Raw genomic sequence first — 25,858 nt, forward strand, 5'->3', positions numbered from 1 at the left:
CAATTTTGTCCGCGAGCAAGTGGAGGACTTCCTCGTCTATCGCGCCTGGATTTTGACATATGTGCAAAAAATCGTGCGCATCAGGTTCAAAGCTGGCAACATACACTCCGTTCTCAAAAACCCGGAATTTGCATTTCGCATCATCATGGTGGGCATATTCGCCCACTTCGAAATGGTACACATCCTTGTCCGTGCTGATTGTGATTGCGTAATTCTCCATAGCAATATAACCGACGGATTTGGTTATTGTTTACCCTGTCAGCGGGTGTTGAAGAAACTTAACTCTGGTGGGAACAAATGAAGCGACCCGTCTATTTTAGAAGCCTTGGAGGCTGGAGATTCATGCCTAATTCGCTGTTCAATTGTTTTATGATGTAGTCGCACATTTCAGGGCTATTGTTCTCATCTAGCTGGTGCACAAAAAACCAAAGGGTCTGTAAGCCCTTCTCTTTCCAGCTTTTTATCCTTTTCATCCATGCGTCTGCACGTGTGTAATCAGTCGGGTGCAGATCGCTTCCCACAAAGCGGATCATGGTGTGCGGTGTTGTTAACTCCATATGGGCACAATCCCGCCGGCCCGCAGTGTCAGTTATCACAGCACCGATCTTTAAGTCATGCATGGTATTAAACAGTTTTTGTCTGGCTTGCTGATCCTTGAACCAATCCTTATGGCGAACCTCGAGGAACACCGGAATGTCCGTTGGCAAAGCTTCCAGGTAAGGTTTCAAGTTGTCGAAGCTTTTAGGACTGAAGTTATCTCCCAGTTGTAACATTAACGCCCCAACCTTGTCACCAAACCCATGAATTGATTCGTAGAATTGCGCTGTCTGTGCCTCTGCATTGTTTAGCCGCCTGATATGGGTGATAGCCTGAGGAAATCGCGGGCAAAACTTAAAGTCGGGCCTGTCACCGACTTGATCTTTCCATCTTTTTACATCTTCCGGTTTGGGAATGCTGTAAAATGTTGCGTTCAGTTCAATCGAATTAAATTGCTTACTGTATTCATTCAGGAACTGTTTTTCATTTGTTTTGGGCGGATACACACGTCCGATCCATCCCTTATTTCCCCATCTCGGACATCCGACGTAAATATTTAGACCATGACTACTGTTCGATTCTAAAAGTGTTTTATTGGTTAATTCAGAATCAACCGGTAGCCTGAAGTCAATTTCCGATAGTTCTAATGCGTCAACTCTGCCAAATTCCATATTGCAAAGTAAACAGTAAAGAACACAAGTTGTACATGGAGTTGTTTATAATTAAATCGTGCATGATGCATCATAGTTCAACGATTAGCAATTATAGATGCAATTTTTTATTTTAGCGGCAATGGCAAACCCTGTTATTGGATTCGGAATAGTTTACGGTGATGAAATGATCTATTGTGAGGCGAGCATGGCTGAGCGGAGTTATGAAATATTTTTTAATGGATTGTGGATGGCATCTGTCGAACACACAGACCAATTCAATTGGATTCAGGCGTCAGGGGTAATATTGCCACAAAGCATCATCGACGAAATTGGGCAACGAATCGAAAGCCACTATAATTAAAAAAAGCAGTAACCAATCATTTATATCTATTATATATGCCAGAAATTCCAGATTTAAACATATTCAGTAAAAACCTTCGTAAGCGGCTTACAGGCAAAACGCTTAGTGAGATCAATATTCTAGTACCCAGGAAACTAAAAGTGCCGGAATCTGATCTGAAAGATGCCTTCGAAGGTCAAAAGCTCGCAGCTATCACCAGGGAAGGTAAAGAGTTACATTTCGCGTTTGAAAACGGGCATGTACTGGGCGTTCATTTAATGTTGCATGGAACGATGTATTGGTACGATGGCGACAACGAAAACAGGTTTACCATCGCTGAGCTACTGTTTTCAGACGGGACGGGCTTGGCCATTACAGACTGGCAGAAAGCGGTCATATTAACGCTCGACCCAAAGCCTACAAAGGTACCTGACGCTTTGAGTATTCCGGACGGTTACCTGGCCACAGCGTTAAGGGGCAATGCTCATCCTATCAAAACAGTTTTGACGGAAGGAAAGGTGCTTCGGGGCATCGGGAATGCCTATGTCGATGAAATCCTTTATGCAGCAAAGATCTCCCCGTTTTCCAAAGCGAATAAGATTCCTGAAGACAAAGTTGATGTCATTATCAATGCGATCAACACGGTATTGGCAGACGCCGAAAGCCATATTTCAAGCCTATTCCCTGATACCATTACAGAGAAGGAACGCGATTTCCTGCAGGTGCATTTGCCTAAGCATCAGCTAACGCCGGTCGGCGAGGCTATTCTGAAAGCTGAAATCAATTCACRGAAAACTTATTACACGGCAAGTCAGGAACTGTTTGAATAATTCTGTCCAATGGTATCGGAATTAACAGGGCCATGACGGGGCTCATCGCAGATTGTAAGGAAGTATTCTAATAGTCGGATTTACAATACATCAGGAATTTATTTACCCACCATCACGTTCCAGGACTTTCTCTCGTCACTACGGATTTTGCTCAAGAATTCGGTCGGCATGCCATCAATACCTAATACAAATCCATGTTCTTTGTATCAAAAAATTCAACAAGGCTTTTTCTGCAATTGCAATAGAAGATTGGCTTGCTGGTACGGCAAGCATCATTAAGACATTAGAATAATTAACTTTTGGCATAGCCTTTATTATTACATTACCTTTGGTACGAATTCTTCAAGTTATCAAATAGTCTTCCTACAAATCTTCTATCTGCGGTAATTATATCCGCGCTGCCTCGTAATTCTGATTTGAAATCCAATGCCGACCCAAAATTTGTTTTTAGAGAATTTGGTAAGCTCACTGTGATTAAGTAATTGTTCACAAAAGCGTTATTCTTATCTCTGGACTGATTGGTGGTTAAGGATATGCTTTCAACCTTTCCTTTAATAGTACCATACTGCTGATAGGGGTAGTTCTCCAGTTTAACAATTACTTCCTGACCAACCTTTACCTTTCCTGCTCCACTTGAAGGTAAGATCAGTTCCCCGGAAGGCTTATTATCCCTCGATATAACGCTAAAGATTTCCTGGCCCTGCGATACAAATTGATTTTCACGCCAGAAGTCAAGAAATTGTACGTTACCATTAGCGGGACTGATAAATTCAAATTTCTGTTGCCAGGCGGCTATTTCTTCCAGCAAGTCATTGTATGCGGAAGCCAGTGCCGTTCTTACCTGTTGTTCTTTATCATTTTTTTGAATTCCTATCTGCTGTATCTTATTGGCATTGTCGGCCAGTTGCTGTTTCTGGGAATAAATAGCATTGAGTTCCTCGTGGTAGCTCTTTTTTACATTATAAAAACTCATCCTTGATTTCTCGAATTCAGATTCAGACTCCACCTTTCCTTTAAAAAGTATGGAATCCCGCTGATACGATTTAAACATCAGGGCGACATTGCCCTTTATCAATTCAAACTGCTGTTCTAATTGCTGGAGGCTTTGTCGCCCCTGGACAATAGATATTTCCAGATCCTCGGCTTGTTTTGCGAAGATGTTTGCGGAATAAAATGTCCGGTAATTTTGAATGGCACTGATCAACTGGAAATATTTTGGAGTGAGTTCTCCAAGAACCCAATCCGTATGTAAAAGACTTTCAGATGGCTGAAGGATTCTAAACGATTTCAATGCCGTTTTCAGAGAACCCACATCGTTATAATTTGCTGGATTATCAATATATCCTAATAATTCACCTGCGTTTACTGTTTGCTGCGATTTTTTTAGCAGGCGGATCTTACCCGCATTGAAAGCGATCATTTTAATGGGCGGATGCTCGGCGTTTATGGTAATATTTCCGGTAACTATATCGGGATATTTGACTGTAAAGCCAAATATAATCAGCATGRCAAATAAGCTGATAGTCAAGATACTCACTACCAACCCGAATTTTGTAGGCATGCGTTCCAGGATATGCTGTACTTCTTCGCTTCTTTCAGATCGCTTCACCGTGTCTTTAAATTCTGTAATGTTCGTCATCCTGCCTGTTTAATTTGCTCTCAAAATTTCGGATTGGGTACTTATCAGCTCATAATACCGTCCCGCCTGTTTAACAAGACTTTCATGATTACCCACTTCAATGATCTGCCCATCCCGGAGCACAATAATCTGGTCTGCTTTTCTAATGGTACTCAATCTATGCGCAATGATAATAACCGTTTTACCTTTAAAAACCTGTTCCAATGCGTTTACAATTTTCTGCTCGTTTATTGCATCCAGGGAATTTGTGGCCTCATCAAAGAAAAGATAATCTGGGTTTTTATATAATGCCCTGGCAATTAAAATTCGTTGTTTTTGCCCACCGCTCAAGCCTCTGCCCAGTTCTCCCATGACTGTTTGATAACCGGATGGCAGTGATTCAATTTCATAGGCAATATTGGCCGTTTCAACTGCATGCCTGAGCAGCTCGTAATTAATATTTTCATCACCCAAAACAATATTATTGAGTATACTGTCATTGAATATTTTTCCGTCCTGCATCACTGCTCCGCATCGTTCACGCCATTGTTTGAGGCTGATATTATTGATATTCATACCACCAACAGAAATTTCACCGTAGGAAGGCTCGTAAAGCCGCAACAATAATTTTAATAAAGTGGTTTTGCCGCTTCCGCTATCGCCAACAATCGCCGTGATCTTGCCTTCCGGTATGACCATCGTTAGTCCCTTGATGGTCAGTGGACTGTTGGGAGAATATTGAAAAGAAACATTCTTCAGGATGATCGTTCTATTGGAAGGCAGTTCAATAGAGTTATTGATCGAATCCTCTTCCTCTTCTTTTAACTGATGGATTTCATTTAACCGGAGAAAACTAATCTGGGCAAACTGTGCTGATATAATGAACTGGATAAACTGAACCACCGGCCCGTTCAGCATACCGATAATAAATTGGGTGGAGATCATTACCCCGAAGGTAATTTCACCGGTAATTACCGCCTTGGCACAATAAAACGTGATACAAAGATTTTTCAGCGTATCGATAAATTGCGCGCCTAAATTCTGCGTATCTGTTACCGATAATACCCTCGTATTGACCCGGTGAAGTTTGACCTGGTTCTTTTCCCATTTCCACCTTTTAGCCGTCTCATAATTGTTAATCTTAATATCCTGCATGCCACTGATCGTTTCCACCCAGTAGCTTTGATCTTTAGAGATCAGGTCAAAGTATTCCCAATCCAGTTTTTTACGCACACGGATGAATGCCAGCGTCCAGAGCACATACAGAATACTTCCAAAGAGGAATATCAAAAAGATCACCGTATTATAAATAGACAATATAATTCCAAACGTCACAAAGGTCAAAGTAGAAAAGATCATGTTCAACCCGTTGTTCATAATAAAACTCCTGATCCGCTCGTGGTCATTGGCTCTTTGTAAAATATCACCAACCAGCTTATTTTCAAAAAAGGTGATCGGCAGTTTCATGAGCTTGATCAGATAATCTGAAATAATAGCGATATTGATCCTGGAAGTAACATGCAAAAGTATCCAGTTTCTGACGGCATTGGACAACATAATGCTAACGACAATGCAGATATTAGCGACCAATACGACGTTGATGAATTTTAGATCTTTAGTTTGAATACCAACGTCTATAACAGCCTTGGCGATAAAAGGAAGGATGCCCTGTAGGATGGTAACCAATAACATGACCACTCCTAAATTGATGAAGTTTTTTTTGTATGGTTTAAAGTACCCGAAAATATTGGAGATTGTCCGTTTCCTGTCTCTTTTTTGTCCTTCATCTCTTTGATCAAAATCGGCCATTGGCTCTAAGGCTAATACTGCGCCTTTGGGTTCATCACGGAGGTGCCAATGTTTTTGGAATACATCAAACGGATAATTCACCAGGCCTTCGGATGGATCGGAGGTATAAACCTTGCCCTTGCTGATCTTATAAACAACAACAAAATGGTTATTTCGCCAATGGACAATACAAGGTAAAGGTACTTTCTCATTCAGTTCAGTTAAGGTACAGTGAAATGCCAGCGTTCTTAAACCTATAGATTCTGCTGTATAACTCAGGTCTGCAATAGAAATGCCCTCACGCCTGGTGCCCGCCTTGTCCCTCAGGTATTGCAGGGAGTAAAACTTTCCGTAGTATTTTGAGATTATTTTTATGCAGGTAGCGCCGCAATCTTTGCTGTCTAATTGCCTTTCAGTTGGAAACGGCCAGATTTTCATGGGGTGCTTGATTTTTATCTTGAATAATGGCCATGACGGAAAAGGATAGATAACTCATTTTATTATCCGGTATCAAAAGGCTGGCTAACGCAATTTTTAATACATTCTGATAAACTATCCACTTAGCTTTTGGTTCGAGTAAACCCTTTTCGGTTTCTATTACTGGGTTTATAGCAATGGGATGAAGTTTATTGGTGTTCAATACGGTGATTAAATCCCGAAACGTTTGCAGGCTTTTAGCCGGGATCATCCGGAAATCATTGTCTCCGAATAAAGCCTTTAATGTTTTTTCCTGTTGGGTGTATTGGTTTACAAACATAGATACCATGTTTGCCTTTTCCATAATCAACTGATCTACCCTGAAAAACTTGCCACGGTCATAAGTACAAGTAAACCAAAGCGCGTGTATATAGGTAAGGAAGTTCAAAAATTCCTGATCATCGTGATTAAACAAAGCAGCATGAAACAATTTAAAAAATTCCAATCCTGCAAGAAAAGATTTTGTTTCTGTTAGGCCCTCAAATGCTGGACTCATTTTTAATGTGGAAAGCCAGGCCGTTATAGGTCTGATCATTGCTTGCTGGCTAAAGATCAGGGAAAGGTCAAGATTAACCGGAAAATTCGCCGATATCCGGCTGTCTTTGATAATAAAATCGTTAAGCATCGAAATTATTTCCTTATTTATTATTGCCGTTGAGGATGTAAATAATATAACATACAGGCTGTTTTCATTGATCTGTGTATCCCCGATGGCACGGGTCCTGAAAACCAGGTGTTCTTCAATTTGGCCCTGAACCAAATCAATTAGTACAGGTAATTTATTTGATGCAAAATCATAATAATCTGTCAGGCCATAAACCTGTATAACCAGGTAAGGTTGTTTAACCTCTAACAAGCCTTCCGAAACGGTATAACCTTCATCCAACCCTTCGAAATCCTGCAGTTTGGTATTGAGGTATTCGATAAATGGTTTTTTATCCTCATCAATAAAATAATGTTCATATAAGGAAAAGAGATCATCATATAGTTGGGCATCATATTTTCGCAGATTCCGGATCAAATGCCTGCTGCCGCCATGAGTCCATCCGTTATTATAATGCATATAGAACCTGGTAAAAAGAGAAAACAGTTCATTTAGCACCACATAGCTCTCGGGTTTTGATCTCGAACCTTTAAAATCTGACAGCAAGCCGAGTAATAACGCTTTTTTTTGCTGTAATTCTAAAACAGACATTGGCCTTGGCCCATCGGCATAAATGGTGCGACACTTGGCAATAAGGTTAAGCAGATAACTATTACTATCCCGGATGATTTCGGATTTGGCAAATGCGCCCAGGTAAGTTCCGTCCCTGGAAAAATAATCGTTCCATAGTATTTCATCAATTTTTGTAAATGGGATTTGAGTAATTTGTAATTTCAATCCTTCATAAACAAATGTTTCATGAAAAACGTAATCTCGCTGATAACTCAACACCCAGACGTCAATATCCGACTCTTCATTAAAGTTTTGATCCACGTAGCTGCCGGTTAAGCAGGCCGCATAAACATCGGGTAAATAATAATCTAAAAAAGATATTATTTTACCTTTTAAATCGTTTATTAAAATATTCATTTATTATCTTGTGATCGAAATTATACATAGCAATAATAACTTTAAATATTTAAATTAAGTACCAAACCTTCAATGAAAAATTTAGATGAATTAACCTTATTGTTCCCCGAGATGGAACAAAAACGACAAGAGTCAACTTTAGGCGGTGATATTTATTCGGGTAATTATGATGGCGGGGGATATTATGGTGGTGGATACGTGCTTTCTGAAGTGACCATTTACGGGACACCCATTACCCCGCCAGATCAATATTCCAGCCCAGGATTTAACACCTCTGGCCCAAATGGTGATGGTAGTCAGGGTGGTAATGACGGAAGCAATCAATCCGGACAAATGACTATTCAAGCACTTCACCCCGAAACAGTAGATTTTTTGGCTGGTAAATTTAGTTATTCACTAGATCCGCAATATGCTGCTGCTGAAAAAGAAAATTTTAAAAAGATACTTACAGAGATGGACAGCGGCGCGACTGGCGATAAAATTTTGGCCGGTATTGAAGCTCATTATAAACAATTCCCTAATGAACTTGCCCCTACCATCACCGATAAAATGCCGGCTAATGGTACAGAAAGTTACAACCCGAAAACAAAAGAAATTGATATGGGAATAGGGTTATTGAATGGAGCAGATATTGCTTCGAGCGTTTACACGGTTTCTCATGAATTATATCACGATTATCAAAATATCAATGGGCAGTCCCCTTTACATTCTAATCTTGAACTGGATGCTTATATGTTCGGTACCGAGGTTATTAAAGAAATGAACACGCAGGGCGCTTTTAATTTAGATTATGAAAGGCAAATAGAGGTTAAAGCCCCCACATCACAACAACAAATAGATTTTAACAATGCATGGGAAAAGTATCTTACCGGGGATTATTCTTCAGCTAATTACGCTATTCTTGACAAAAATTTCTTGGATGGATCTGCATTTGGAAGTCAGTACAAAACATATAACGATGGTACAGGTGCTAAATCTGTAACTAATGACCCGAATACATTACCACAATTTTTAAAAGATCTTGGTTTTCCTCAAGGAATGGACAATGGCAGCTCACCTTCACCAGCAAACCCATATCAACATTAAACCGTCATGAAAAATATTTCATTAATTGCCGTAATCCTGTGTTTTCTTGGTCAGATTGGGTTCGCTCAGACAAAAATGCCAACACTTTATCAAAATGATCCTAATGCCTTAAAAATTGATGCTAAAGAGGCCTATAAATATATTGGAAGGGTCGTTATCGTACATGATAGTATTTATAGCGCGAAAATATATCAGGACTCTGTTGCTGTTTGTCAGGTCGGTAAGAAAACAAATACCCCTCGTTTAACATTTATCTATATCAATGCCTCTAAAGTTCCTTTAGAACAGAAGTATATACACACATTTCAATTAAATAAAGTCTGGATTAAGGGTCTCGTTTTAGGAACAGAAGATGCGCCTCTACTTATATCATATGGATTAGATAATTTTAGTCTAACTAAATAGCTTTAACCCTAATTGATGAGGTCTCCCCTCAAACACTACGGTTTTCAGCTACGTTAAGCGTTTTTTACTTAAAAGCCTGTTATCGTTATTATAACAGGCTTTTTTGAGATTTTTGGTCATTGTCACATGATGTATCCGTCATTCCTTGGTAAAATAGTTTGATCAGTAATCCCTGCTTACCAAACCTAAATAGCCATGAAACAAATTTTATTAATCGCTTTAATATCTTTTTTTTGCCGAACAGCTTTTTCACAGACTGTTCCCACCATCAAAGCAAGTGAAGCAAAGTCGTACGTAGGTAAGCTCGTTTATCTGAAAGACAAAATACAATCCGGTAAAGTTGTGACCGATTCAATTATTGTTTTAAAAGTGGGTGGGGTTTTAGATAAAGATGCCTGCTCTGTGATTATTTCATCCAAGGGTGGATATTATGAGTAGCTAGACCATCCCATTCCGTGCGCCTTAGAGCATTGAGTTGTGTTTGTAATTTGGGAAATCGCAATTAACAGTCAATGAATTAATATGATCAAAGTGTTACGGAACTGCCTGTTTGTATTTCTCGGAACAAGGTGGTCAAGGCCCCGGAATGTCCATGCTTTAAACCTGTCCGAATTGATCTCATTCAGGTTATCGCTGTCAAAAAGAACCAAGCGTAGTTTTAAGATCGTTGTTAAAAATGCTGTTTTTAACAACGATCAATGTTTGTAACGATTTGTTTGGGCAGTCCAATTAGTGATAGAAAACCGCCGTATCTAAAATAGGCGGTTTTCTAATGATATTTACCAGTGATGCTTTACAGTAGTAAATTATTCGGTTACTTTTAATGAATCGATTAGGCCGTCCTTTAGTCCAAAATGAAATTTCAACACGATAGGGCTGCCAGGAAATGTGCCGGAAACATTTGCTGTCAGGACACCGTTTGACTCAGCTTGTTGATAATTAAGCGGTTCCAGCTGAGATTTATACGCCTCCATTGCATGTTCGATCCACTGATGAATTTCGTCTTTTCCGGTGTGGGTCTTGCATTCGTTGTGAACAATGCCGGTTTCGGTGAAACATTTCACGAATGCCTTGCTGTCGTAAATCTGCTGCGTTTCTATGAAGCGCTCTACTATTTGTGGTAATTCCATGATCTTAATTTATTTAAATTGTTGGTATTGTTCCACCGTCAATAATGAAATTTGTTCCTGTTAAATAATTGGCTCTTGGTGAAACCAGGAAGCCAACCAGTTCGGCTACTTCTTCCGGTTCGGCGGGCCTGCCGTAAGGTATGCCGCCCAATGCATCCATCACACCTTGCTGAGCTTCTTCTACAGTGCTATTTGAATTTCTTGCGATCTCGCCCAAAAAGGCTACCGATGCTGATGTATTTATCCAACCCGGAGAAACCGCTAACACACGGACACCTTTTGGCGTAACTTCTTTCGATAAGCTTTTACTGTAATTGATCAATCCTGCTTTTGAAGCTGCGTACGGCAATGTAGAATCGTATAGCGGCAAAATGCCCTGGATGGAGGCGATGTGAATAATAACACCACTTTTCCGCTCGATCATTTGCGGTAAAAATCCCCTGTCAAGCCTGACAGGAGCAAGTAAATTAGCTTGCAGGGTTGATATCCAATCCTCATCATTCAATGCTGAAAAGCCACCGGCAGGTGTTGATGAAGCACCAAGGTTGTTGATCAGGATATCCAGCCTGCCATAGGTTGACAGAACTTCGCTGATCACTTTTTGCGCATCTTGAGCCTTGCTTAGATCCGAAGGGATAAAATGCAGGCTGTTGTTTTCTTCTTCGGGAGCATTCCTTGCAGTTATAATTACCGTTGCACCGGCTTGCAAGAGCCTTTCTGCGATCGCCTTTCCGGCGCCTTTTGTACCTCCTGTTACCAGGGCGATTTTGCCCGATAATTCATTACTGTAATTGAACTGTTGTGTCATGATGTTTATTGTTATTTTTTTGTCCAAATTTCAGCAGTACACATATATCAAACAATTACGGACTTACGAATCAGATAGTGATAAATTTATCCGTATTGCTCACTTACCAGGCCTGTTGTATATTTGTATTTATGTATATAAAAAAGACTATTCCCTATTTAAATTGCGGACTTGACCTGGTCGGTGAAGTACTGTATGGCAAATGGAAGATCCGTCTCCTTTGGTTCATTCACGAAGGCAGCTTAAGGCCCAGTGAACTTCAGCGAAAGATCCCGGATGTTACCAGGCGTGTACTCAATGTGCAACTGAAAGAACTTGAAGACCATGAAATGGTCATTAAAAAGATCTATCCGGTTATGCCACCGCGGGTAGAATACACGCTAACCGATTTTGGCAAAACGCTTATCCCGCTTATCAGTTCCATTGGCATTTGGGGTGATGAGCATCAGGAGCGGCTTTGCAGGGTCATTCTAAAGCGAGCCGCACTGTCATCAACTGAACCTGTAGAAGCACATACCGAAGGAGCAAAAATTCGCGTCTTAGCCTGACGTCCTGGTTTTTCACGATTTGCCTCAAGAGAGCGACTGATGATCCAGATTCTTGCTGAGTTGGCCATGTGTACTTAAATAGTTGTGGTAATGCTCAGGAACGTTATAATACCCGAAGAAGAATATCCTTTCGTTGTGATCGGTGAACCTCCTCTTCCCAGGACATGGCTTTCTTTGGATCAATCCCACGTAGCAGCCGGATATCGGTGCACCATATCTACGTCATCCGATCGTTTGCTATAACTGTCATCGGTTTGAATTGGCCTTTCCCGGGCCGGTCAGCTCAACAATATAAAGGATTGGCGCATCATGGTTATAGTTCAACTAACATCTTACCTAAATTTTCACCATTAAAAAGTCCAATAAACGCATTGGGAAGTTGCTCAAAGCCCTTTGTAATTGTTTCCTGATAACGGATTTTATCGTCAGCCAGCCATTGTTGCAATTGAGTTCTACCCTCTTCAAACCGGTCTTTATAATCGCCAATGAGGAATCCCTGTAATAATAATTTTTTAAAAACGATAAGCGGCAGCAATCTTGGACCCATTGCCGGTTGACTATCATTATATTCAGCGATTGTTCCGCAAACTACTACACGCCCATAATTGTTCATACTGCTGAGCACTGCGTCTGATACATCGCCGCCAACGTTATCGAAATAAACATCAACGCCTTCAGGGCAAAGGTTCTTTATGGCAGCACCAATATCCTTACTGGTTTTATAGTTGATTGCCCCATCGAATCGAAAATCAGAAGTAATCAACTTTATTTTCTCATCGTTGCCGGCAATACCAATAACTTTACAACCAAAAATTTTCCCGATTTGGCCGGCAATACTCCCAACCGCGCCAGCTGCTCCGGAAACGACCATCGTTTCTCCTTTCTTAGGCTTTCCAATTTCGTTAAGCGCGAAATAAGCTGACAACCCGGTAGATCCTAATACACTCAGGTATGCGCTTAAGGGCAATCCTCTAGCCTCAAGGCGGTTGAGCTCATTTGCACTAGCCACAAGTCGGTCACGCCATTCCATATAACCCATTACAAAATCCCCTTTCGCGAAATTCCGATGAGTTGATGTAATTACCTCGGCAATACCACGTGATTTAACTATATCACCCACGTTCAAATTGGGCGGATGTCCCCCGCTCATAGCAGCTCGAAGGTATGGATCAACGGAAAAATATAATGGCTTTAATAACAACTCACCATTTTTTATAGGTCCCAGTTCGTCTTCTTCCAAGTGGAAGTCAATGATCTGTGGCATACCTTCCGGCATGCGCGCAAGCTTGATAAGTCTGCTTTTCATACTTGAATGCTAATTAAATTCCGTAGTTACCTGTAAGCGCCTTTTTTTCTATGCTTTTTGCAAACAGCGGTGTTTCTTCGTGGTTATGAGCATCTGAAGCAACCTGCCTGTCATGAGCAGCCTGCGCTAATGTAATATTGTGCAATTTCATAAACTCAAAGAACTCCGGCGTGGCTGTTGCATGGATCTCGTTGGTATATTCGCAGGTATTGTCATCCAACTTTGTTACCTTCAATTCCCATAATACCTGAACTTTACTGCGGCCGTTTGCTGAGATAGCATCAGATACAGATAACATCCGGCAATAATCTGCCCGGTATTCTGTAGCCACATAATGCTGGATGATAAGCGCACCGCCAATAGTTTCAACATTGATCGACATTGGTTCTCCATCCAAAGTGCGGGTAAAGCCGGCAGCAATATGAGCTGTCGAGCATCTTTGATATTCTTCGTCGGGCAGGTTAAACAGCCAGTCGGCTATATTTACTTTTTCTATTGGGGCATTAATGATGGCTTTAACAACTGAGTGAGAAAGCGCATTTCCAGAGTTTTGTTGGATTTCCATGATTTTGTGTTTTGTTTGATAAATCAAAGGTCCTACTTAAATATTAATCGTCTAAACTCTTATTTTCGATATAGTTGATTGGTAAAACCGATTATATTACTACTTTTAAAAATGGAACTTCGCCAACTTAAATATTTCATCAAGGCTGCTGAACTACAAAATTTTACTGAAGCGTCCGGTGCTTTATTTATTACCCAAAGCACGCTATCACAGCAGATCAAACAACTGGAAGATGAGCTTGGTATACCCTTGTTTGACCGGATCGCAAAGCGAGTACGGTTAACAGAGGCAGGAAAAACATTTCTGCCTTATGCAATTAAAACCGTTAAGGACGCCAGCGACGGGAAAGACATGTTGAAGGATCTGATGAACCTTAATACCGGGACACTAACTATTGGTGTAACCTATGGGCTAACCGCATTACTTACTAAAGCCATCATTGACTTTTCGCAAAAATGCCCAAAAATCTACCTGGATATCGTATTTGGTACAACCCAGGAATTACTGGAAAAACTGGATCAAAGCCGTATAGATTTGATGCTTTCCTTCTCACAAGAAGAAAAAAGCGGCAGCTATAAAACCCAGCGTTTGTTTTCTTCCTGCCTTGCGTTGATTGTGCACTCCAGTCATCCATTGGCGGCAAAAAAACAGATCGGCATTAAACAATTAGATAAGTTGCCACTGATATTACCATCGGGGGGATTTAGCATCCGCAATTATCTAAATCTTTTACTGTCACGCCACAACTTAGAACCTATTATTCAAATGGAGATTAATGATATCAATATGCTTCTGCAATTAGTAGATAGCGGCCAGTGGGCAACTGTTCTGATGGGCTCCTCAATATTCAATCATCCTGATTTAAAAGCAGTGAAAATTACTGGAGATGGCATGACCCGGCTAGCCACTATAACCTGGCCTACAGGCAGCTATTGCAAGAGATCAGCGACGATAATGGCTGAGTCCTTAGCGAGCCATTCAAAGGACCAACTGTTAGAATCTTAGCTCAACTGATGAGATTAATTGTTGTACAACCCCCAATATTAGCAATGAAAAGCCTGTTGTACTTATGTCAACAGGCTTTTCTTAATTTACTAATCTACTATTATAACGAACCACCATCAAACAATAATGCGTCATTTATAGTGTGATTACCTTTATTTTTGATTAATTCTTTTATTGAAAGCTTGTCTTGAAATTTAATTCATATTTGATACCATACCGGTGGCCTTATAAGGGGCTATTTGGCAAAAAAAGTTCGATGTAACGATCGTAGCGCGTGGTGAGCACCTCAGAGTTATTCAGCAAAAGGGCCTTACCATCAAAACTTACGGCGAAGAACCTGTTGATCTAACCAACATTAAAGCTATTGGTGAAGATGCGCTGGAAAATCAAAAATTTGATGTAATTTTTGTTTGTGTGAAGGCTTATCATTTGAGCAGCATTGTACAGATAATTAACCTTTACTTCAGCTTTTGCGTCCTGTGCAGCCTATCATAACATAAAAGCGTCATCTTTACAGTCAGATGAAACTTACCGCAACCATTTCATTAGCTTACTTAAAGAGTTAAAGCAAATATCAGACGCTGCAAACTTTGGCCTAACCGACAAGTTTTTCAAGGAGAATCTTCAAATCCTGGACGATCTTTCTGCTGACTTCACTGCTTCCTTTCAAAAAGATTTACAGCAGAATAAACCAGATGAGCGCAATGAGATTATTCATGATATAGTACGACTGGCGGCCCGGTACAATATCCAAATTCCGCATTATGAAAAAATTGCAAAACACTTCAGATAGATATGCTGCCGGCATATTGCTTATCATGGATGTCAGTCAGCGCAAAAGTCGGAAAGATTAACACGATTGTACGGCAGTATTTTTATCAATACAGAACAGGAATACCGATAACGCATTCATTAATTACATCCTATCGATTGTCCAGCCAGGCCAGAAATGAAGTAGCTTTATCTTTTCCAACCAGTAATTTCTCGTCCGAAGGTATAACCAATTTGACCAAAAGCTTTCGGGCAAAGTATTGCTCCACCTCTTTAATCGCTTTAAAGCTGATCAGGTACTGCCTGTTTAATTTAAAGAAATTTAACGGGGACAGTTGAGCAGTTATTTGCTCCAAAGACTGATTGATATGGAATGTTTCGTTATCGAAGGTCACTATTGTTATTTGTTCGTTATGGGCAAAAAAATAAGCGATGTCATCTGTAGCTATGTTTAAATATTTCCCGTGCTTGTAAACCAGGAAGCTTGATTTACCGGTGTCCTGATGTTGAAGTTTTAGAATTTGAGCGATCAGCGCAGGAGAAATGTCACCGGTTCTTTGACCTATGAAACGGTCCATTTTATCGAAGGCCCTTCTGAAAGCATCTTCAGTAAACGGTTTTAAGATATAATCGATCCCGTTGGCCTTAAAAGCATCGAGGGCGTATTCGTCATATGCGGTACAAAAAATAACCGGTGAGTCCACTTTAACCTTTTGAAATATTTCAAAGGATATGCCGTCAGCCAGCTGGATGTCCATTAAGATCAGGTCGGGTGCGGGATGAGCCGACAGGTACTCTACTGATGTTGATACTTTCTGCAGGGGGCCGTCTACACGGCTGTCCGGACGGATCTGGGAGATCATTTTGATTAGCGCCCTGGCAGTTTTTAATTCATCTTCAATTACTAATATCTGCATTGGCCGGAAGCGCTACGGTGAAAAATTGGTGATTTGATTCGATAATAATCTGCTGTCCCATCAGGTGCAAATATCGCTGACCGATATTTTCTAGACCGATCATGTTCGATGGTTCAGGATGATTTTTTAGCTGTACATTATTTTTAACTTTAATATATTTTCCATCCGAATAGATCGAAATATTTAAAGGCTGATCAAGGGAGATAATATTATGCTTGATCGCGTTTTCCACCAAAAGCTGCAATGTAAATGGAGGGGTTATTGCGCTTAGGTGCTCCGGCGAAAGCTGGATCTGGAGATCAATGCCTTCTTCAAACCGCGACCTGACCAGAAAATAATAAGCATTCAGATTTTCGAGTTCCTTCTGCATCAATACCGAATCCTTTTGCCTGCTTTCCAGTGTATAGCGGTAAAAGTCAGACAATTTAACAATAAAATCAGCCGCACTTGCATCACCGAAATCGACCATTGATTTCAAGGTGTTCAGGCTGTTAAATAGAAAATGCGGATTGACCTGCTGTTTTAATACCTCGTATTTTGCGCTTAGATAATCCGCTTTTGTCCGTTCGAGATCCATACCGATAACCTGGTTAGCGTAACTCTGAAAAAGCAGGTATAAAAACATGTAGATAGTCAGATTGATCAGGATGCCCCGGAACTGGTACATCAGTATCATAGTACCAATAAGCTTATCGTTAAAGAAAAGTTGACCGCAAACTACCAATATTCCCATAACAAATATGCCCAATGAAAGGCTTTTGATCAGCCTGAGCCCAAAAAACCTGGTCGTTAAGGCCTTGTTTGAGAATTTTGGTAGCGTATATAAGTTGTAAAACCAGACAAACAGCGAATAGGTAAACGCTATAAAACAGTCGATGACAACTTCAGCAAAACTGATCTTCAGCTGTAATATTTTGGGAACTGATGCTAAAATACCCATAAAGACAGCAGATGCCCAGATCACTTTCTGTGATACCTGGAAAACCCTGGCAGTTTCTTTATGTATGTATTTTTCAAAGATCATGGGATGATGGATGGCTTTTGCGACAATATAAAATGTATGCGTTCATTTTGTCCTGTAGTATCGGCTGATAACAGGAGGTTTTTGCCCGTAAACTTTTGATAAGTTACAAAGTTAGTATGATTTCCTATATTGACCGTTTCTGCGGAAACCAACTCACCTGGTATTCGTGCGCCAAACCAATGGGCGTCATCCTGCTGTTCCCATGTCACTAATGTAAAGGAATTACCTGGCACATTTAAATTTGATTTCTGCGTAGCATTTTTAAAATGCTCATCCCCGTAGAGGATGCTCACGGTGCCCGCCTTTTTATTTATCAGGGAAGTAATTACCTTTTGATGCAGTTCTGACAACCTGAAAGTTGAAGGAAGAGATGCTTTGCTGTTAATGAGACGATCTGGATCCGTGGCTCCTTTGCAGCCGGCTATAAATAATGAACCTGCTGCGATGATATAGAATATTAATTTCATTTTAATTCTTGATTGGAAAGGTAAATACATAATCATTGTCTTTCATCGGCTTATGACAGTTCATACATTCTGTCGTAAACATCGCTGTTTTACCATATGGCGTTAATTGGGCTGTTTTGAACCGGGCAAAGCCCCAGCCGTTCGTTGATCGGTATTTTTCAGCATTTTTGATCATGTATTCAACCTGTTTAAAAGCCCCGGTCGTTACATTTCCGTTTTTATCCTCCAGTTTATCCCACGCAGCTTTTGCAAAAATAGTTCCGTTGGGCCAGGGATTGTTATGATGAGTTTGGACAGCATTGACCGCGATATCATTTCCATATATCACGCGCATGGTGCCGTTATCAAAACGGTCCGATGTGCTGATGACCTGCCAGTTTTTGTAATCGGGAATGTAGGTGATGTCGTTTAACGTTTGGGGTAGTTTTTGACGGTCGACAGATACTACAGTTTTTCGCTGATGTTCAAAGGCGTTTATTTTGGCGGTGTCCCCCGGCAGATCGTGTATCATGCTGGTCAGGTATTTTTTAAGGACAACGAGATCCTGTACAGAAACCCTGGCGTTAGTATGAACGACCTGATAACTTTTAACCGGCATGGCTCCCTGCTCGATCTGATTGACAGCCTCCCAAAGTTTTGCTTTTCGATCCGCGGGTGCCAGCTTATCCCAATTGGAAAAGTTGAGTCCTTTTCTGCCGTCACGAACATGGGCTGCCACCTGCCAGTAAACAGGCTGTACCTGATCATACCATCGCAGGTTAGTTTCATTGGAATGGCAGTCATAACAAGCTCTCACTAAAATATTTTTAACATCCTTTGGAGCCTGAAAGTCCTTTGTGACTGGTGGGTTGTCAAGTCGTGGACGGAAAAATTGAAGACTGACCAATAAAACGACGATCATCGATACAGCCGGAAGAAAATACTTTTTCATGATTATGATTTCTGGTACAAATAAATTCAACAAATCTCGGTTTGGCAATCTAAAAGCCCTGTAAGCGGCAAATTGGTTGCTGAAATTGGCCGTTGGGCGTTTGAATAATAACTTATCTTTTGTTAAAACCGTTATACTAATAAAAGCCGGGAACTGAGGTCACGGCTTTTATACCAGGTTTAAGCTTTTGCATAAAATCGGCGTAATAGTTCAAGTCGAGCCTGAACGAATCCTGATTTCATCGGCTCAAATACCTGTACTTTTCCGGGTCGTTTTATGATAATGCGAAATGGTTGTTTATAAATCTTAGTCAGATGGTATATAGTCAGGAGTTCCGCTAAGTCTTCATGCCAGCTTGCTGTACTATATAACGACACAAAGGGTGTTTTTACAAGTCCTGCATAAACCATTGAAGCTTCTGTATTGAGAAACTGGCGACCACCTCGCCGAAACCGACTTTTAAAAACTAAGGAATCTTTTACTGGCCATTTAAGTGTATTGATGTCGCTCCATATTCCTTTTGAAAACTCCCTTGTAAAATCATTCATATGTGGTTTACCGGATACCGAGTCGGCTGAAATCAGATGCATTGAACCGTCTACTACGTGTGTTCCTTCGTGAAGCAAAACATAGGTCAATGCTTTTAACAGGCCGGCCTTGATCGAAACTGAAATTGTTGAGTCGCCTCCAGAGAAACAGGTGGCCTCTTTTTCATTCACCCATTCGGTTATGTTTTGATGTAGTATACCAGCCCGGAAAGTTATATGGTAAAGATTGACACTTTCATCTTTGGTGATCGTTGAGGTCAGCGCCGTATTAGGCATATTATCTAAAAAGCTGATACTTTTTAAATGTTGTTTCAAAACCCGCTGATGCAACGGTGGAAGCACCGAAATTGCAGAAGCAACAATGGTTTCTTCTTCTTTGGTCAGTTGGTGCTCGGTGGGAGACATGCCTGCATCCCGGAACATTTTAATAACATTATCTGGTGTCCTGGAAATACGCTTTAACAAAGGACGGGAAGGATCGAGATCATACTTTTTCTGGACTTCGAGTAAAGTCATTGAAGTGCCTTCTTTTTTATTACGCTGAGCAAAACTATTCAGGGAAATAAAAAAACACAAGATATTCAGGAAGCATAAATTAAGTACACGACGTATTTTCATTACGATAAAGATTAAAATAATTTTAAAACGTTTGATAACAAAAGCCTCCTGCACAAATGGTTTATTTCCCGACTGGTGCAGGAGGCTTTATTATTGTTTAGTTAATAGCGATTCCTTTAATATCCCTAACGACCGGTACCATATTCAAAGCTTCCCGGATCAATTTGATCTTACCGTTTTCAGCAACCACACGGCCCATGTAGTGCTGAGCGTAATCTTTGCCATTTGACGCGATAACAGCATTTGCCTCATATTCTCCAAAAGCCTGATTAGGTGTATCAATATGGATCTGAACGTTCTTGAATTTAAACCCGGGGAATGTCTTTGGCAGGTTACCTAAGAAGTTATATAGTACTTCACGGCCTTCCCAACGGGCCGGTATGCCCAGGCTGGCAAGGTATGGCAGCTCAAATACCGCATCGTCAGCAAATAATTCGATCTGAAAATCAGGGTTACCTACGTTTTCCAGATAGTCCAACAATAATTCTTTTGCAGTTTTCATGTCTTTATTTTTTTAAATGTTTTATGTTGTTTTAACAATACAAAGATGGCTTGTTCACAGGCCGCCCCCATTGACCTATCGTAAGAAATAAGATTGATTTATATCAATTGTTTACAAATGACTTATGCAGGTAAGTGCTATTCCTGCATCACAATTCTTTTTATAATAAGATTTCTTCATTATCTTTAATCGTTTACTCACGGATAAAAACAAATAGTGATCGAGGTATTCAAAACTTATTTACAAGGAAAAGGCAACTATACTGCCGAGGAACTGGAAACAGTTGCGGCGTCGGCAGTTATAAAAAAAGTCAGAAAAAGACAGTATCTCAGCCAGGAAGGAGATGTTGTCAAAAACCACTCATTTGTCACCAAAGGATGCTTACGTACCTACACGGTTGATGAAAAGGGGGTTGAACACATTTTAAATTTTGCTATAGAGAATTGGTGGATCGGCGACCGGGAAAGCATCCAAACGGGGCAGCCGTCAATCTATAATATTGATGCTATAGAAGATTCAGAAGTAGCCTTGATCAGCAAGGAAAAGTTTGACCGGCTATGTATCGAGGTGCCCGCATTTAACAACATGATCAACGCCATATTACAAAAAAGCTTCCTCGTTGCTCAAAACAGGATCCATACCTTTATCAGCCTCAGTGCTGAAGATAAATATTTAAGTTTTCTGGAAAAATTCCCCCATCTCACTATGCGCGTTCCGCAGAGCATGATTGCCTCTTATTTAGGCATTACCGCAGAGACGTTAAGCCGGGTCAGAAAACAGATCGTTAAACGCTAATTTACCTTCCGCAATATTGATAGCACTTGACTTTTATCAAGTGCTATTTTATTTTAAATCAATTTTTAACTGGTTTCGATCTTTCAATTTTGTTTGCCGGAAAAGGCCCYTTGCAATCATATTGCTGTGGCCGGCCAATCCCGGTTTAAAAGAAATTGAATATGAAAAAGACAAAAACGATAACCCGGATCTCGGTTAAAACGGGTACCGCCGATGGTGACCTGTTTAAAATATTGTTATCCGAAGGGCTTAAACTGAAGAAAATTCCGGTTCAGCCAGGATTGACAGTTTATAGCATGGAGGATGGAACAATAATGGATTTTTACGGACCCGGGGCCTGCTATCCGGAATATCTGTTTAAAAACACGAATGTGGTTGTAGGCTTTAAAGTTGACCACCTGGACGAAATGGTATCATTGATGCAAAATGCGGGAGCTGAACTTTTGGGTAACATCGAAACAGTATGTAATGCATTTATTTATTGTCATTTGCTGTTGAGCAATGAAACTGTAATTGGTTTGTACCAGGATCTGAACCCAGGAAACGAAAGGTGAACCAAGTATCAAAACAGCTTCCTGTTCGGAGGCTTTTTGCCGTTCAGGCAATCAGGAAACATTGGAGGGATTGATCCCAAAATGTTTCTTGAACACAAATGAAAAATGAGACAGGTCTTCAAATCCCACTTCCGCATAGACATCGGTGGTTTTAAACTTTTCCTCTTTCAGCAAATAATAAGCTTCGTCTAACCGTTTCTGCTGCAGCCATTTTGCCGGTGTCATTGAAAACTCCCCTAAAAAATCACGTTTGAAGGTAGAAATGCTCCGGCCTGTTAGATAGGCAAACCGCGCCAGGCTTAAATTAAAGCGGAAATTCCGCTCCATAAAAGCCTTGAGGTTAATCTTGCCAGGAGTTTGAAAGTTGAAAAGTATATCTTTTAATTCAGGCTGCACTTTAAGCAGAACAATCAAAGCCTCTTTTAACTTTATTTTCATCAGGTCGTTATTTCCGTCACTGAAGTAAGGAAGCGACTGCTGCAGTGAATCTACAAAATTCTGAAGAAGCGGGTGCTTTTTAAGTTGGAACGAGGGTGGAACATAAGATGTTGCTTCAGCGACCAGGTGGTGCTCATCGGCAAACTCCCGCAGCGTTTCTTCGTCAAATTGCAGTGAAAGTGATTTAAAAGGATCACTTTCACCAGGTTGTTTCACAAACTTGGCCAACCTGTTCCGTACATTGAAGCGAAAGTCTCCCGGCTGAAAGATCACTTTCTCGCGTCCGTCCTGAACAGTCAGGCTTCCGGTGATCTGATACGCAAAAGCATGCCGGTTAACGATATCCTCGCCATTTACAGATTTCTTGTAGTAACAGGAAATCAGTATTTGAGGATTTTCATGCGCAGGTATCATATGATCAAATTTCGCAAATCAAATGTTAAAAGCCTATAATAAAGGGAACTTATACGATCTTAAATTTGACCAGGCTTTCTGCCGTCTCTTTAATGGTCGTTTCTTTGGGTCGCGGACTCCAGTTCAGAACAGATTGAGCTTTTGCGTTTGACAGCGTTTTCACCACACCCAACTGCGGGACAATAGGTTTCAATTCCGGCTTAAACCAGGAAGTCACCTTTACCAGCCAGTTCGGCAGAACTTTAGACGGCACTTTGTCGACAGGTAAATTACCGTCAGCCTTTAAAAATTTGGCAATTCCCGGAAATGAAATTATTCCGTCTGAAGTTGCCAGGAACCGCTGGCCGCTGGCTGCCGGATTTTTCATTGCTTTGATATGGATATCGGCTACATCACGGACATCAACGATGCCGAAAGATAGTTGTGGTGTTCCGGGCATCTTTCCTGAAAGTAACTGTACGATCATGCCGATCGAACTGCTAAAAGTTTTTCCTAAAACCGGTCCGAATATTCCAACGGGATTAATGACAACCAATTCCATAGCACCAGCGTTGTTTTCCATAAAATCCCATGCAGCACGTTCTGCGATCGTCTTGGATTTGATGTAGGCCGGTAATTTTGCATTGGAGTCCGTCCAGTCGGCCTCTGTAAAAACATGGTTCTTAGGATTAATGGTATAGCCAATAGCAGCAAACGAAGACGTTAATACTACACGTTTGACCTTTGCAGCTTGCGCTGCGTGTAAAACTCTTAAAGCGCCGTCCCTTGCCGGTATAATGATCTCATTCTCGTCTTTAGGCTCTCCGGCCGGAAATGGGGAAGCCACATGAAGAACGTAATCACACCCTTGCACAGCCTGATCCCAGCCTTCATCGCTTGTTAGGTTAGCTGCTATAAAGGTCAGATTTTGCATATTGTCGGCCTTCCCAGATAAAAGCATTGCTTTTAAATCGTTTACTTTATCTAATGACCGGATCGTCGTTCTGACCGCATATCCTTCCTTTAGTAATTGTATAATGCAGTAACTACCCACGAAGCCGGATCCTCCGGTAACCAATACGGTTTCATTTTTTATAGTGTTCATCGCTTTTCTAATTAATACGGCAAATCTCCGGCTTATTTCCTTATTGAATTTTGTTGTGGGGTTCATTCTTTATTTGTTGTGGCGTTCATACGTGAAGCTCGATTTGCTTTGCCACGCATTTCTAATTGACATATATCAATGCTCCTTTTTATCATACATCAATGTGATACTACCCGGCTATGCCCAATTTTGAGTAATCAAAAACAAATAAAATAAGATCATGGAAAAGATAATTTTCATTACAGGAACAAGTACAGGTTTTGGCAAATTAACCACCATTACTTTATCAAAAGCAGGTTATACCGTAATTGCGGGCATGCGTGATATCGCCGGCAAAAATGCAGATGCTGCAAAAGAACTATCCGCATTACCTAAGGTAGATGTGGTTGAGATCGATGTAACCAACGACGATTCGGTAAAAAACGCCTTCACCGGCGTGCTGGCTAAATACGGACGTGTAGAAGTGCTGATCAATAATGCAGCAGTAACAGGATTCGGCCTTTTGGAAGCTTACAGCATCGATCAGATCAAACAAATGTTCGAGGTTAATTTCTATGGCGTCATCAGGACTTACCAGGAAGTGCTGCCCGCCATGCGCCGGGCTCAGAAAGGCCTGATCATCAACATTACTTCCGGCGCAAGCGGCCATACGCTGCCATTCATGGTTCCTTATCTTGCATCTAAATTCGGAGTCGAAACCATCTCGGAAGGCTTGCAGGATGAATTGGCTGAATATAACATAGAGAACGTAACTATTCAGCCGGGTGTTTATCCGACCGAAATGACCAACGGATCAAAGGCCGGCGTGCATTCTGATAAACCGGAGATTACCGCTGCCTACGGCGACGCGGCGACAGAGAAATTTAATGCCATCGGTACCGCGCTTTTCGGTAAAATGGCACAGTACAACATGAATCCGCAAACTATTGCAGACGGGATCCTGAAACTAGTGAGCATGCAGGACGGAACCCGCCCCTTACGTTTCCCACTGGACGCTATTGCCGGGGGAACTGACCAGGAGTTCATCGACGCAAGAGCCGCTACTAAGGCTAAATGGTTGGCAAAATACACAGCCTGATCAACCCGGCGGTCCGGAGGTAATTCGATCCCGGAACGCTTATTTATCTACCTCAAAAAAAAATCATTATGAAAAAGCTCCTTTTATTAACCATGATACTAAATTCTTCAGCGGCTGTTTCATCAGCCCAAAATGTAATCATCAAGGCTGATTTTGCCCGGCCTGAATTAGTTAAACCTTTTCAAATTAAAGTTTCCCAGGCCAGGCTGGATTCTGTTATGGAGCGGGTTAAAAATGCACGGATACCTAAACAAATGCCTGCCTCAGAAGGTGCGGAATCCAACTGGGAAACCGGTATGGATATGAAATGGCTTGCCGGGCTCCAGGACTACTGGATCAAGCAGTATGACTGGCGCAAGCAGGAAAAACTGCTGAACAGCTACCCGCTATATAAAGCGCATGTCGAAGACATGGATATTCAGTTCTATTATATCAAAGGTGAAGGCAAGAACCCATTGCCTCTGGTCATCACACACGGCTGGCCGGGTTCCACCTTTGAATTCTTTGACGTCATCGGCCCGCTTACCCATCCTTCCAAATATGGCGGTAAAGCGGAGGACGCATTTACACTGATCATCCCTGCGTTGCCTGGCTTCGGATTTTCTTCCATGCCGAGTAAACCAATTAACGGCATTACGACCGCCCGTTTATGGAATAAACTGGTAACCGAAGTGATCGGGTACAAAAACTATTACGCCCAGGGCGGTGACTGGGGAGCAGGCGCTACGATTTTGCTGGGGTACAATTACCCGGAAAATGTAAAAGCTATCCATCTTAATTTTTTCCCGGGTGTACCTGTTCCGGAAAAGGAACAAACAGCAGAGGAAAAGGATTACTTCAAAGCAGGTGACGATTTCAGAACGGCAAGCATGGACTATTGGCGAATGCAAGCCCGTAAACCGATGATGCCGGCAGTAGCGCTCAACGATAGTCCGCTGGGAACAGCGGCATGGATCGCTGAAAAATTCTGGACCTGGTCGGATAACAAAGGTGATCTGGATGCGGTGATATCAAAAGATCGCCTGTTAACTGATATCATGCTTTATAT

General features: G+C 41.2%; 28 protein-coding genes and 1 pseudogene. 13 read left to right on the forward strand and 16 right to left on the reverse strand.

Features of this window, described 5'->3' with window-relative positions:
- Nucleotides 1-311 precede the first annotated feature (311 nt).
- On the reverse strand, nucleotides 312-1,208 hold the full coding sequence (locus AC1DRQ_RS11775) for a DUF72 domain-containing protein (protein ID WP_477424555.1): 897 nt from the start codon (nucleotides 1,206-1,208) through the stop codon (nucleotides 312-314).
- A 97-nt stretch (nucleotides 1,209-1,305) separates the two neighbouring features.
- Here AC1DRQ_RS11775 and AC1DRQ_RS11780 point away from each other — a divergent pair, with 97 nt between their 5' ends.
- Together AC1DRQ_RS11780 and AC1DRQ_RS11785 are read left to right on the forward strand one after the other, a co-directional pair.
- Complete coding sequence (locus AC1DRQ_RS11780) at nucleotides 1,306-1,551, forward strand: hypothetical protein (RefSeq protein WP_477424557.1); 246 nt, start codon at nucleotides 1,306-1,308, stop codon at nucleotides 1,549-1,551.
- 35 nt (nucleotides 1,552-1,586) lie between these two features.
- Complete coding sequence (locus AC1DRQ_RS11785) at nucleotides 1,587-2,360, forward strand: DNA-formamidopyrimidine glycosylase family protein (protein ID WP_477424559.1); 774 nt, start codon at nucleotides 1,587-1,589, stop codon at nucleotides 2,358-2,360.
- Nucleotides 2,361-2,682: 322 nt separating this feature from the next.
- On the opposite strand, the gene AC1DRQ_RS11790 is transcribed toward AC1DRQ_RS11785, so the two are convergent.
- From AC1DRQ_RS11790 to AC1DRQ_RS11800, 3 genes are read right to left on the reverse strand one after another with little or no spacing between them, the layout of a single operon-like run.
- Nucleotides 2,683-3,999, reverse strand: coding sequence for an HlyD family secretion protein (locus AC1DRQ_RS11790; protein WP_477424561.1), 1,317 nt, complete (start codon nucleotides 3,997-3,999; stop codon nucleotides 2,683-2,685).
- Nucleotides 4,000-4,008: 9 nt separating this feature from the next.
- On the reverse strand, nucleotides 4,009-6,204 hold the full coding sequence (locus AC1DRQ_RS11795) for a peptidase domain-containing ABC transporter (RefSeq protein WP_477424563.1): 2,196 nt from the start codon (nucleotides 6,202-6,204) through the stop codon (nucleotides 4,009-4,011).
- Nucleotides 6,179-7,816 carry a nucleotidyltransferase domain-containing protein gene (locus AC1DRQ_RS11800; protein ID WP_477424565.1) on the reverse strand — a complete coding sequence of 546 codons (1,638 nt, stop codon included), beginning with the start codon at nucleotides 7,814-7,816 and terminating at the stop codon, nucleotides 6,179-6,181. Before AC1DRQ_RS11800 ends, AC1DRQ_RS11795 begins: the two co-directional genes overlap by 26 nt.
- Before the next feature lie 72 nt (nucleotides 7,817-7,888).
- On the opposite strand from AC1DRQ_RS11800, the gene AC1DRQ_RS11805 reads away from it, so the two are divergent.
- The 3 genes from AC1DRQ_RS11805 to AC1DRQ_RS11815 all read left to right on the forward strand — a co-directional run bounded on the left by AC1DRQ_RS11805 (nucleotide 7,889) and on the right by AC1DRQ_RS11815 (nucleotide 9,745).
- Nucleotides 7,889-8,902, forward strand: coding sequence for a hypothetical protein (locus AC1DRQ_RS11805; RefSeq protein ID WP_477424567.1), 1,014 nt, complete (start codon nucleotides 7,889-7,891; stop codon nucleotides 8,900-8,902).
- Nucleotides 8,903-8,908: 6 nt separating this feature from the next.
- Nucleotides 8,909-9,307, forward strand: a complete 399-nt coding sequence (locus tag AC1DRQ_RS11810) for a hypothetical protein (protein ID WP_477424569.1) — start codon at nucleotides 8,909-8,911, stop codon at nucleotides 9,305-9,307.
- A 195-nt stretch (nucleotides 9,308-9,502) separates the two neighbouring features.
- Nucleotides 9,503-9,745: a hypothetical protein gene (locus AC1DRQ_RS11815; RefSeq protein ID WP_477424571.1), complete on the forward strand. Its 243-nt coding sequence runs from the start codon at nucleotides 9,503-9,505 to the stop codon at nucleotides 9,743-9,745.
- A gap of 368 nt (nucleotides 9,746-10,113) precedes the next feature.
- Here AC1DRQ_RS11815 and AC1DRQ_RS11820 read toward each other — a convergent pair whose 3' ends face one another.
- Both AC1DRQ_RS11820 and AC1DRQ_RS11825 read right to left on the reverse strand, forming a co-directional pair.
- Nucleotides 10,114-10,437: a nuclear transport factor 2 family protein gene (locus AC1DRQ_RS11820; RefSeq protein WP_477424573.1), complete on the reverse strand. Its 324-nt coding sequence runs from the start codon at nucleotides 10,435-10,437 to the stop codon at nucleotides 10,114-10,116.
- A 13-nt stretch (nucleotides 10,438-10,450) separates the two neighbouring features.
- Nucleotides 10,451-11,245: an SDR family oxidoreductase gene (locus AC1DRQ_RS11825; RefSeq protein WP_477424575.1), complete on the reverse strand. Its 795-nt coding sequence runs from the start codon at nucleotides 11,243-11,245 to the stop codon at nucleotides 10,451-10,453.
- A 131-nt stretch (nucleotides 11,246-11,376) separates the two neighbouring features.
- Between AC1DRQ_RS11825 and AC1DRQ_RS11830 the strand changes: the two genes are divergently transcribed.
- Nucleotides 11,377-11,793 carry a winged helix-turn-helix transcriptional regulator gene (locus AC1DRQ_RS11830; RefSeq protein ID WP_477424577.1) on the forward strand — a complete coding sequence of 139 codons (417 nt, stop codon included), beginning with the start codon at nucleotides 11,377-11,379 and terminating at the stop codon, nucleotides 11,791-11,793.
- Nucleotides 11,794-12,106: 313 nt separating this feature from the next.
- On the opposite strand, the gene AC1DRQ_RS11835 is transcribed toward AC1DRQ_RS11830, so the two are convergent.
- Together AC1DRQ_RS11835 and AC1DRQ_RS11840 are read right to left on the reverse strand one after the other, a co-directional pair.
- Nucleotides 12,107-13,099, reverse strand: coding sequence for an NADP-dependent oxidoreductase (locus tag AC1DRQ_RS11835; protein ID WP_477424579.1), 993 nt, complete (start codon nucleotides 13,097-13,099; stop codon nucleotides 12,107-12,109).
- 13 nt (nucleotides 13,100-13,112) lie between these two features.
- Nucleotides 13,113-13,664 (reverse strand): hypothetical protein, encoded by a 552-nt coding sequence (locus AC1DRQ_RS11840; RefSeq protein WP_477424581.1) that lies wholly within the window; start codon nucleotides 13,662-13,664, stop codon nucleotides 13,113-13,115.
- A 111-nt stretch (nucleotides 13,665-13,775) separates the two neighbouring features.
- Between AC1DRQ_RS11840 and AC1DRQ_RS11845 the strand changes: the two genes are divergently transcribed.
- From AC1DRQ_RS11845 to AC1DRQ_RS11855, 3 genes and pseudogenes are all read left to right on the forward strand, one after another.
- On the forward strand, nucleotides 13,776-14,669 hold the full coding sequence (locus AC1DRQ_RS11845; RefSeq protein ID WP_477424583.1) for a LysR substrate-binding domain-containing protein: 894 nt from the start codon (nucleotides 13,776-13,778) through the stop codon (nucleotides 14,667-14,669).
- 237 nt (nucleotides 14,670-14,906) lie between these two features.
- Nucleotides 14,907-15,164: a ketopantoate reductase family protein gene (locus AC1DRQ_RS11850; protein WP_477424610.1), complete on the forward strand. Its 258-nt coding sequence runs from the start codon at nucleotides 14,907-14,909 to the stop codon at nucleotides 15,162-15,164.
- Nucleotides 15,136-15,462, forward strand: a pseudogene (locus tag AC1DRQ_RS11855) (ketopantoate reductase C-terminal domain-containing protein); the annotation flags it as partial. The gene AC1DRQ_RS11850 and the pseudogene AC1DRQ_RS11855, both read left to right, overlap by 29 nt.
- A gap of 130 nt (nucleotides 15,463-15,592) precedes the next feature.
- On the opposite strand, the gene AC1DRQ_RS11860 reads toward AC1DRQ_RS11855, so the two are convergent.
- The 6 genes from AC1DRQ_RS11860 to AC1DRQ_RS11885 form a co-directional block, all read right to left on the reverse strand.
- Nucleotides 15,593-16,357 (reverse strand): LytR/AlgR family response regulator transcription factor, encoded by a 765-nt coding sequence (locus AC1DRQ_RS11860; RefSeq protein ID WP_477424585.1) that lies wholly within the window; start codon nucleotides 16,355-16,357, stop codon nucleotides 15,593-15,595.
- Nucleotides 16,338-17,381, reverse strand: coding sequence for a sensor histidine kinase (locus tag AC1DRQ_RS11865; RefSeq protein ID WP_477424587.1), 1,044 nt, complete (start codon nucleotides 17,379-17,381; stop codon nucleotides 16,338-16,340). Before AC1DRQ_RS11865 ends, AC1DRQ_RS11860 begins: the two co-directional genes overlap by 20 nt.
- Nucleotides 17,378-17,848 (reverse strand): hypothetical protein, encoded by a 471-nt coding sequence (locus tag AC1DRQ_RS11870; RefSeq protein WP_477424589.1) that lies wholly within the window; start codon nucleotides 17,846-17,848, stop codon nucleotides 17,378-17,380. Before AC1DRQ_RS11870 ends, AC1DRQ_RS11865 begins: the two co-directional genes overlap by 4 nt.
- 1 nt (nucleotide 17,849) lies before the next feature.
- Nucleotides 17,850-18,779 carry a heme-binding domain-containing protein gene (locus tag AC1DRQ_RS11875; protein ID WP_477424591.1) on the reverse strand — a complete coding sequence of 310 codons (930 nt, stop codon included), beginning with the start codon at nucleotides 18,777-18,779 and terminating at the stop codon, nucleotides 17,850-17,852.
- Nucleotides 18,780-18,958: 179 nt separating this feature from the next.
- Nucleotides 18,959-19,945 carry a hypothetical protein gene (locus AC1DRQ_RS11880; RefSeq protein ID WP_477424593.1) on the reverse strand — a complete coding sequence of 329 codons (987 nt, stop codon included), beginning with the start codon at nucleotides 19,943-19,945 and terminating at the stop codon, nucleotides 18,959-18,961.
- A 97-nt stretch (nucleotides 19,946-20,042) separates the two neighbouring features.
- On the reverse strand, nucleotides 20,043-20,447 hold the full coding sequence (locus AC1DRQ_RS11885; protein ID WP_477424595.1) for a nuclear transport factor 2 family protein: 405 nt from the start codon (nucleotides 20,445-20,447) through the stop codon (nucleotides 20,043-20,045).
- A 216-nt stretch (nucleotides 20,448-20,663) separates the two neighbouring features.
- Here AC1DRQ_RS11885 and AC1DRQ_RS11890 point away from each other — a divergent pair, with 216 nt between their 5' ends.
- Together AC1DRQ_RS11890 and AC1DRQ_RS11895 are read left to right on the forward strand one after the other, a co-directional pair.
- Nucleotides 20,664-21,242, forward strand: coding sequence for a Crp/Fnr family transcriptional regulator (locus AC1DRQ_RS11890; protein ID WP_477424597.1), 579 nt, complete (start codon nucleotides 20,664-20,666; stop codon nucleotides 21,240-21,242).
- Nucleotides 21,243-21,403: 161 nt separating this feature from the next.
- Nucleotides 21,404-21,796: a hypothetical protein gene (locus tag AC1DRQ_RS11895; RefSeq protein ID WP_477424599.1), complete on the forward strand. Its 393-nt coding sequence runs from the start codon at nucleotides 21,404-21,406 to the stop codon at nucleotides 21,794-21,796.
- 51 nt (nucleotides 21,797-21,847) lie between these two features.
- Here the strand turns inward: AC1DRQ_RS11895 and AC1DRQ_RS11900 are convergent, their stop codons facing one another.
- Both AC1DRQ_RS11900 and AC1DRQ_RS11905 read right to left on the reverse strand, forming a co-directional pair.
- Nucleotides 21,848-22,648, reverse strand: coding sequence for a helix-turn-helix domain-containing protein (locus AC1DRQ_RS11900; protein WP_477424601.1), 801 nt, complete (start codon nucleotides 22,646-22,648; stop codon nucleotides 21,848-21,850).
- Between the two features lie 49 nt (nucleotides 22,649-22,697).
- Nucleotides 22,698-23,732 carry an SDR family oxidoreductase gene (locus tag AC1DRQ_RS11905; RefSeq protein WP_477424603.1) on the reverse strand — a complete coding sequence of 345 codons (1,035 nt, stop codon included), beginning with the start codon at nucleotides 23,730-23,732 and terminating at the stop codon, nucleotides 22,698-22,700.
- A 220-nt stretch (nucleotides 23,733-23,952) separates the two neighbouring features.
- Between AC1DRQ_RS11905 and AC1DRQ_RS11910 the strand changes: the two genes are divergently transcribed.
- Both AC1DRQ_RS11910 and AC1DRQ_RS11915 read left to right on the forward strand, forming a co-directional pair.
- Entirely contained in the window at nucleotides 23,953-24,810 is an 858-nt protein-coding gene (locus tag AC1DRQ_RS11910) for an SDR family NAD(P)-dependent oxidoreductase (protein WP_477424605.1), read from the forward strand.
- A 68-nt stretch (nucleotides 24,811-24,878) separates the two neighbouring features.
- Nucleotides 24,879-25,858, forward strand: a 980-nt coding sequence (locus AC1DRQ_RS11915) for an epoxide hydrolase family protein (protein WP_477424607.1), incomplete at its 3' end; no start/stop codon positions are given.

The organism is Mucilaginibacter sp. P4_E8 (genome assembly GCF_056401495.1).

Coding starts and splice junctions, on each gene's coding strand:
- AC1DRQ_RS11810 (WP_477424569.1), top strand. CDS start 8,909: ATGAAAAATATTTCATTAATTGCCGTAATCCTGTGTTTTCTTGGTCAG.
- AC1DRQ_RS11865 (WP_477424587.1), bottom strand. CDS start 17,381: ATGATCTTTGAAAAATACATACATAAAGAAACTGCCAGGGTTTTCCAG.
- AC1DRQ_RS11910 (WP_477424605.1), top strand. CDS start 23,953: ATGGAAAAGATAATTTTCATTACAGGAACAAGTACAGGTTTTGGCAAA.
- AC1DRQ_RS11800 (WP_477424565.1), bottom strand. CDS start 7,816: ATGAATATTTTAATAAACGATTTAAAAGGTAAAATAATATCTTTTTTA.
- AC1DRQ_RS11880 (WP_477424593.1), bottom strand. CDS start 19,945: ATGAAAATACGTCGTGTACTTAATTTATGCTTCCTGAATATCTTGTGT.
- AC1DRQ_RS11840 (WP_477424581.1), bottom strand. CDS start 13,664: ATGGAAATCCAACAAAACTCTGGAAATGCGCTTTCTCACTCAGTTGTT.
- AC1DRQ_RS11860 (WP_477424585.1), bottom strand. CDS start 16,357: ATGCAGATATTAGTAATTGAAGATGAATTAAAAACTGCCAGGGCGCTA.
- AC1DRQ_RS11895 (WP_477424599.1), top strand. CDS start 21,404: ATGAAAAAGACAAAAACGATAACCCGGATCTCGGTTAAAACGGGTACC.
- AC1DRQ_RS11775 (WP_477424555.1), bottom strand. CDS start 1,208: ATGGAATTTGGCAGAGTTGACGCATTAGAACTATCGGAAATTGACTTC.
- AC1DRQ_RS11780 (WP_477424557.1), top strand. CDS start 1,306: ATGCAATTTTTTATTTTAGCGGCAATGGCAAACCCTGTTATTGGATTC.
- AC1DRQ_RS11885 (WP_477424595.1), bottom strand. CDS start 20,447: ATGAAAACTGCAAAAGAATTATTGTTGGACTATCTGGAAAACGTAGGT.
- AC1DRQ_RS11830 (WP_477424577.1), top strand. CDS start 11,377: ATGTATATAAAAAAGACTATTCCCTATTTAAATTGCGGACTTGACCTG.
- AC1DRQ_RS11805 (WP_477424567.1), top strand. CDS start 7,889: ATGAAAAATTTAGATGAATTAACCTTATTGTTCCCCGAGATGGAACAA.
- AC1DRQ_RS11900 (WP_477424601.1), bottom strand. CDS start 22,648: ATGATACCTGCGCATGAAAATCCTCAAATACTGATTTCCTGTTACTAC.
- AC1DRQ_RS11795 (WP_477424563.1), bottom strand. CDS start 6,204: ATGAAAATCTGGCCGTTTCCAACTGAAAGGCAATTAGACAGCAAAGAT.
- AC1DRQ_RS11845 (WP_477424583.1), top strand. CDS start 13,776: ATGGAACTTCGCCAACTTAAATATTTCATCAAGGCTGCTGAACTACAA.
- AC1DRQ_RS11825 (WP_477424575.1), bottom strand. CDS start 11,245: ATGACACAACAGTTCAATTACAGTAATGAATTATCGGGCAAAATCGCC.
- AC1DRQ_RS11820 (WP_477424573.1), bottom strand. CDS start 10,437: ATGGAATTACCACAAATAGTAGAGCGCTTCATAGAAACGCAGCAGATT.
- AC1DRQ_RS11870 (WP_477424589.1), bottom strand. CDS start 17,848: ATGAAATTAATATTCTATATCATCGCAGCAGGTTCATTATTTATAGCC.
- AC1DRQ_RS11905 (WP_477424603.1), bottom strand. CDS start 23,732: ATGAACACTATAAAAAATGAAACCGTATTGGTTACCGGAGGATCCGGC.
- AC1DRQ_RS11835 (WP_477424579.1), bottom strand. CDS start 13,099: ATGAAAAGCAGACTTATCAAGCTTGCGCGCATGCCGGAAGGTATGCCA.
- AC1DRQ_RS11815 (WP_477424571.1), top strand. CDS start 9,503: ATGAAACAAATTTTATTAATCGCTTTAATATCTTTTTTTTGCCGAACA.
- AC1DRQ_RS11875 (WP_477424591.1), bottom strand. CDS start 18,779: ATGAAAAAGTATTTTCTTCCGGCTGTATCGATGATCGTCGTTTTATTG.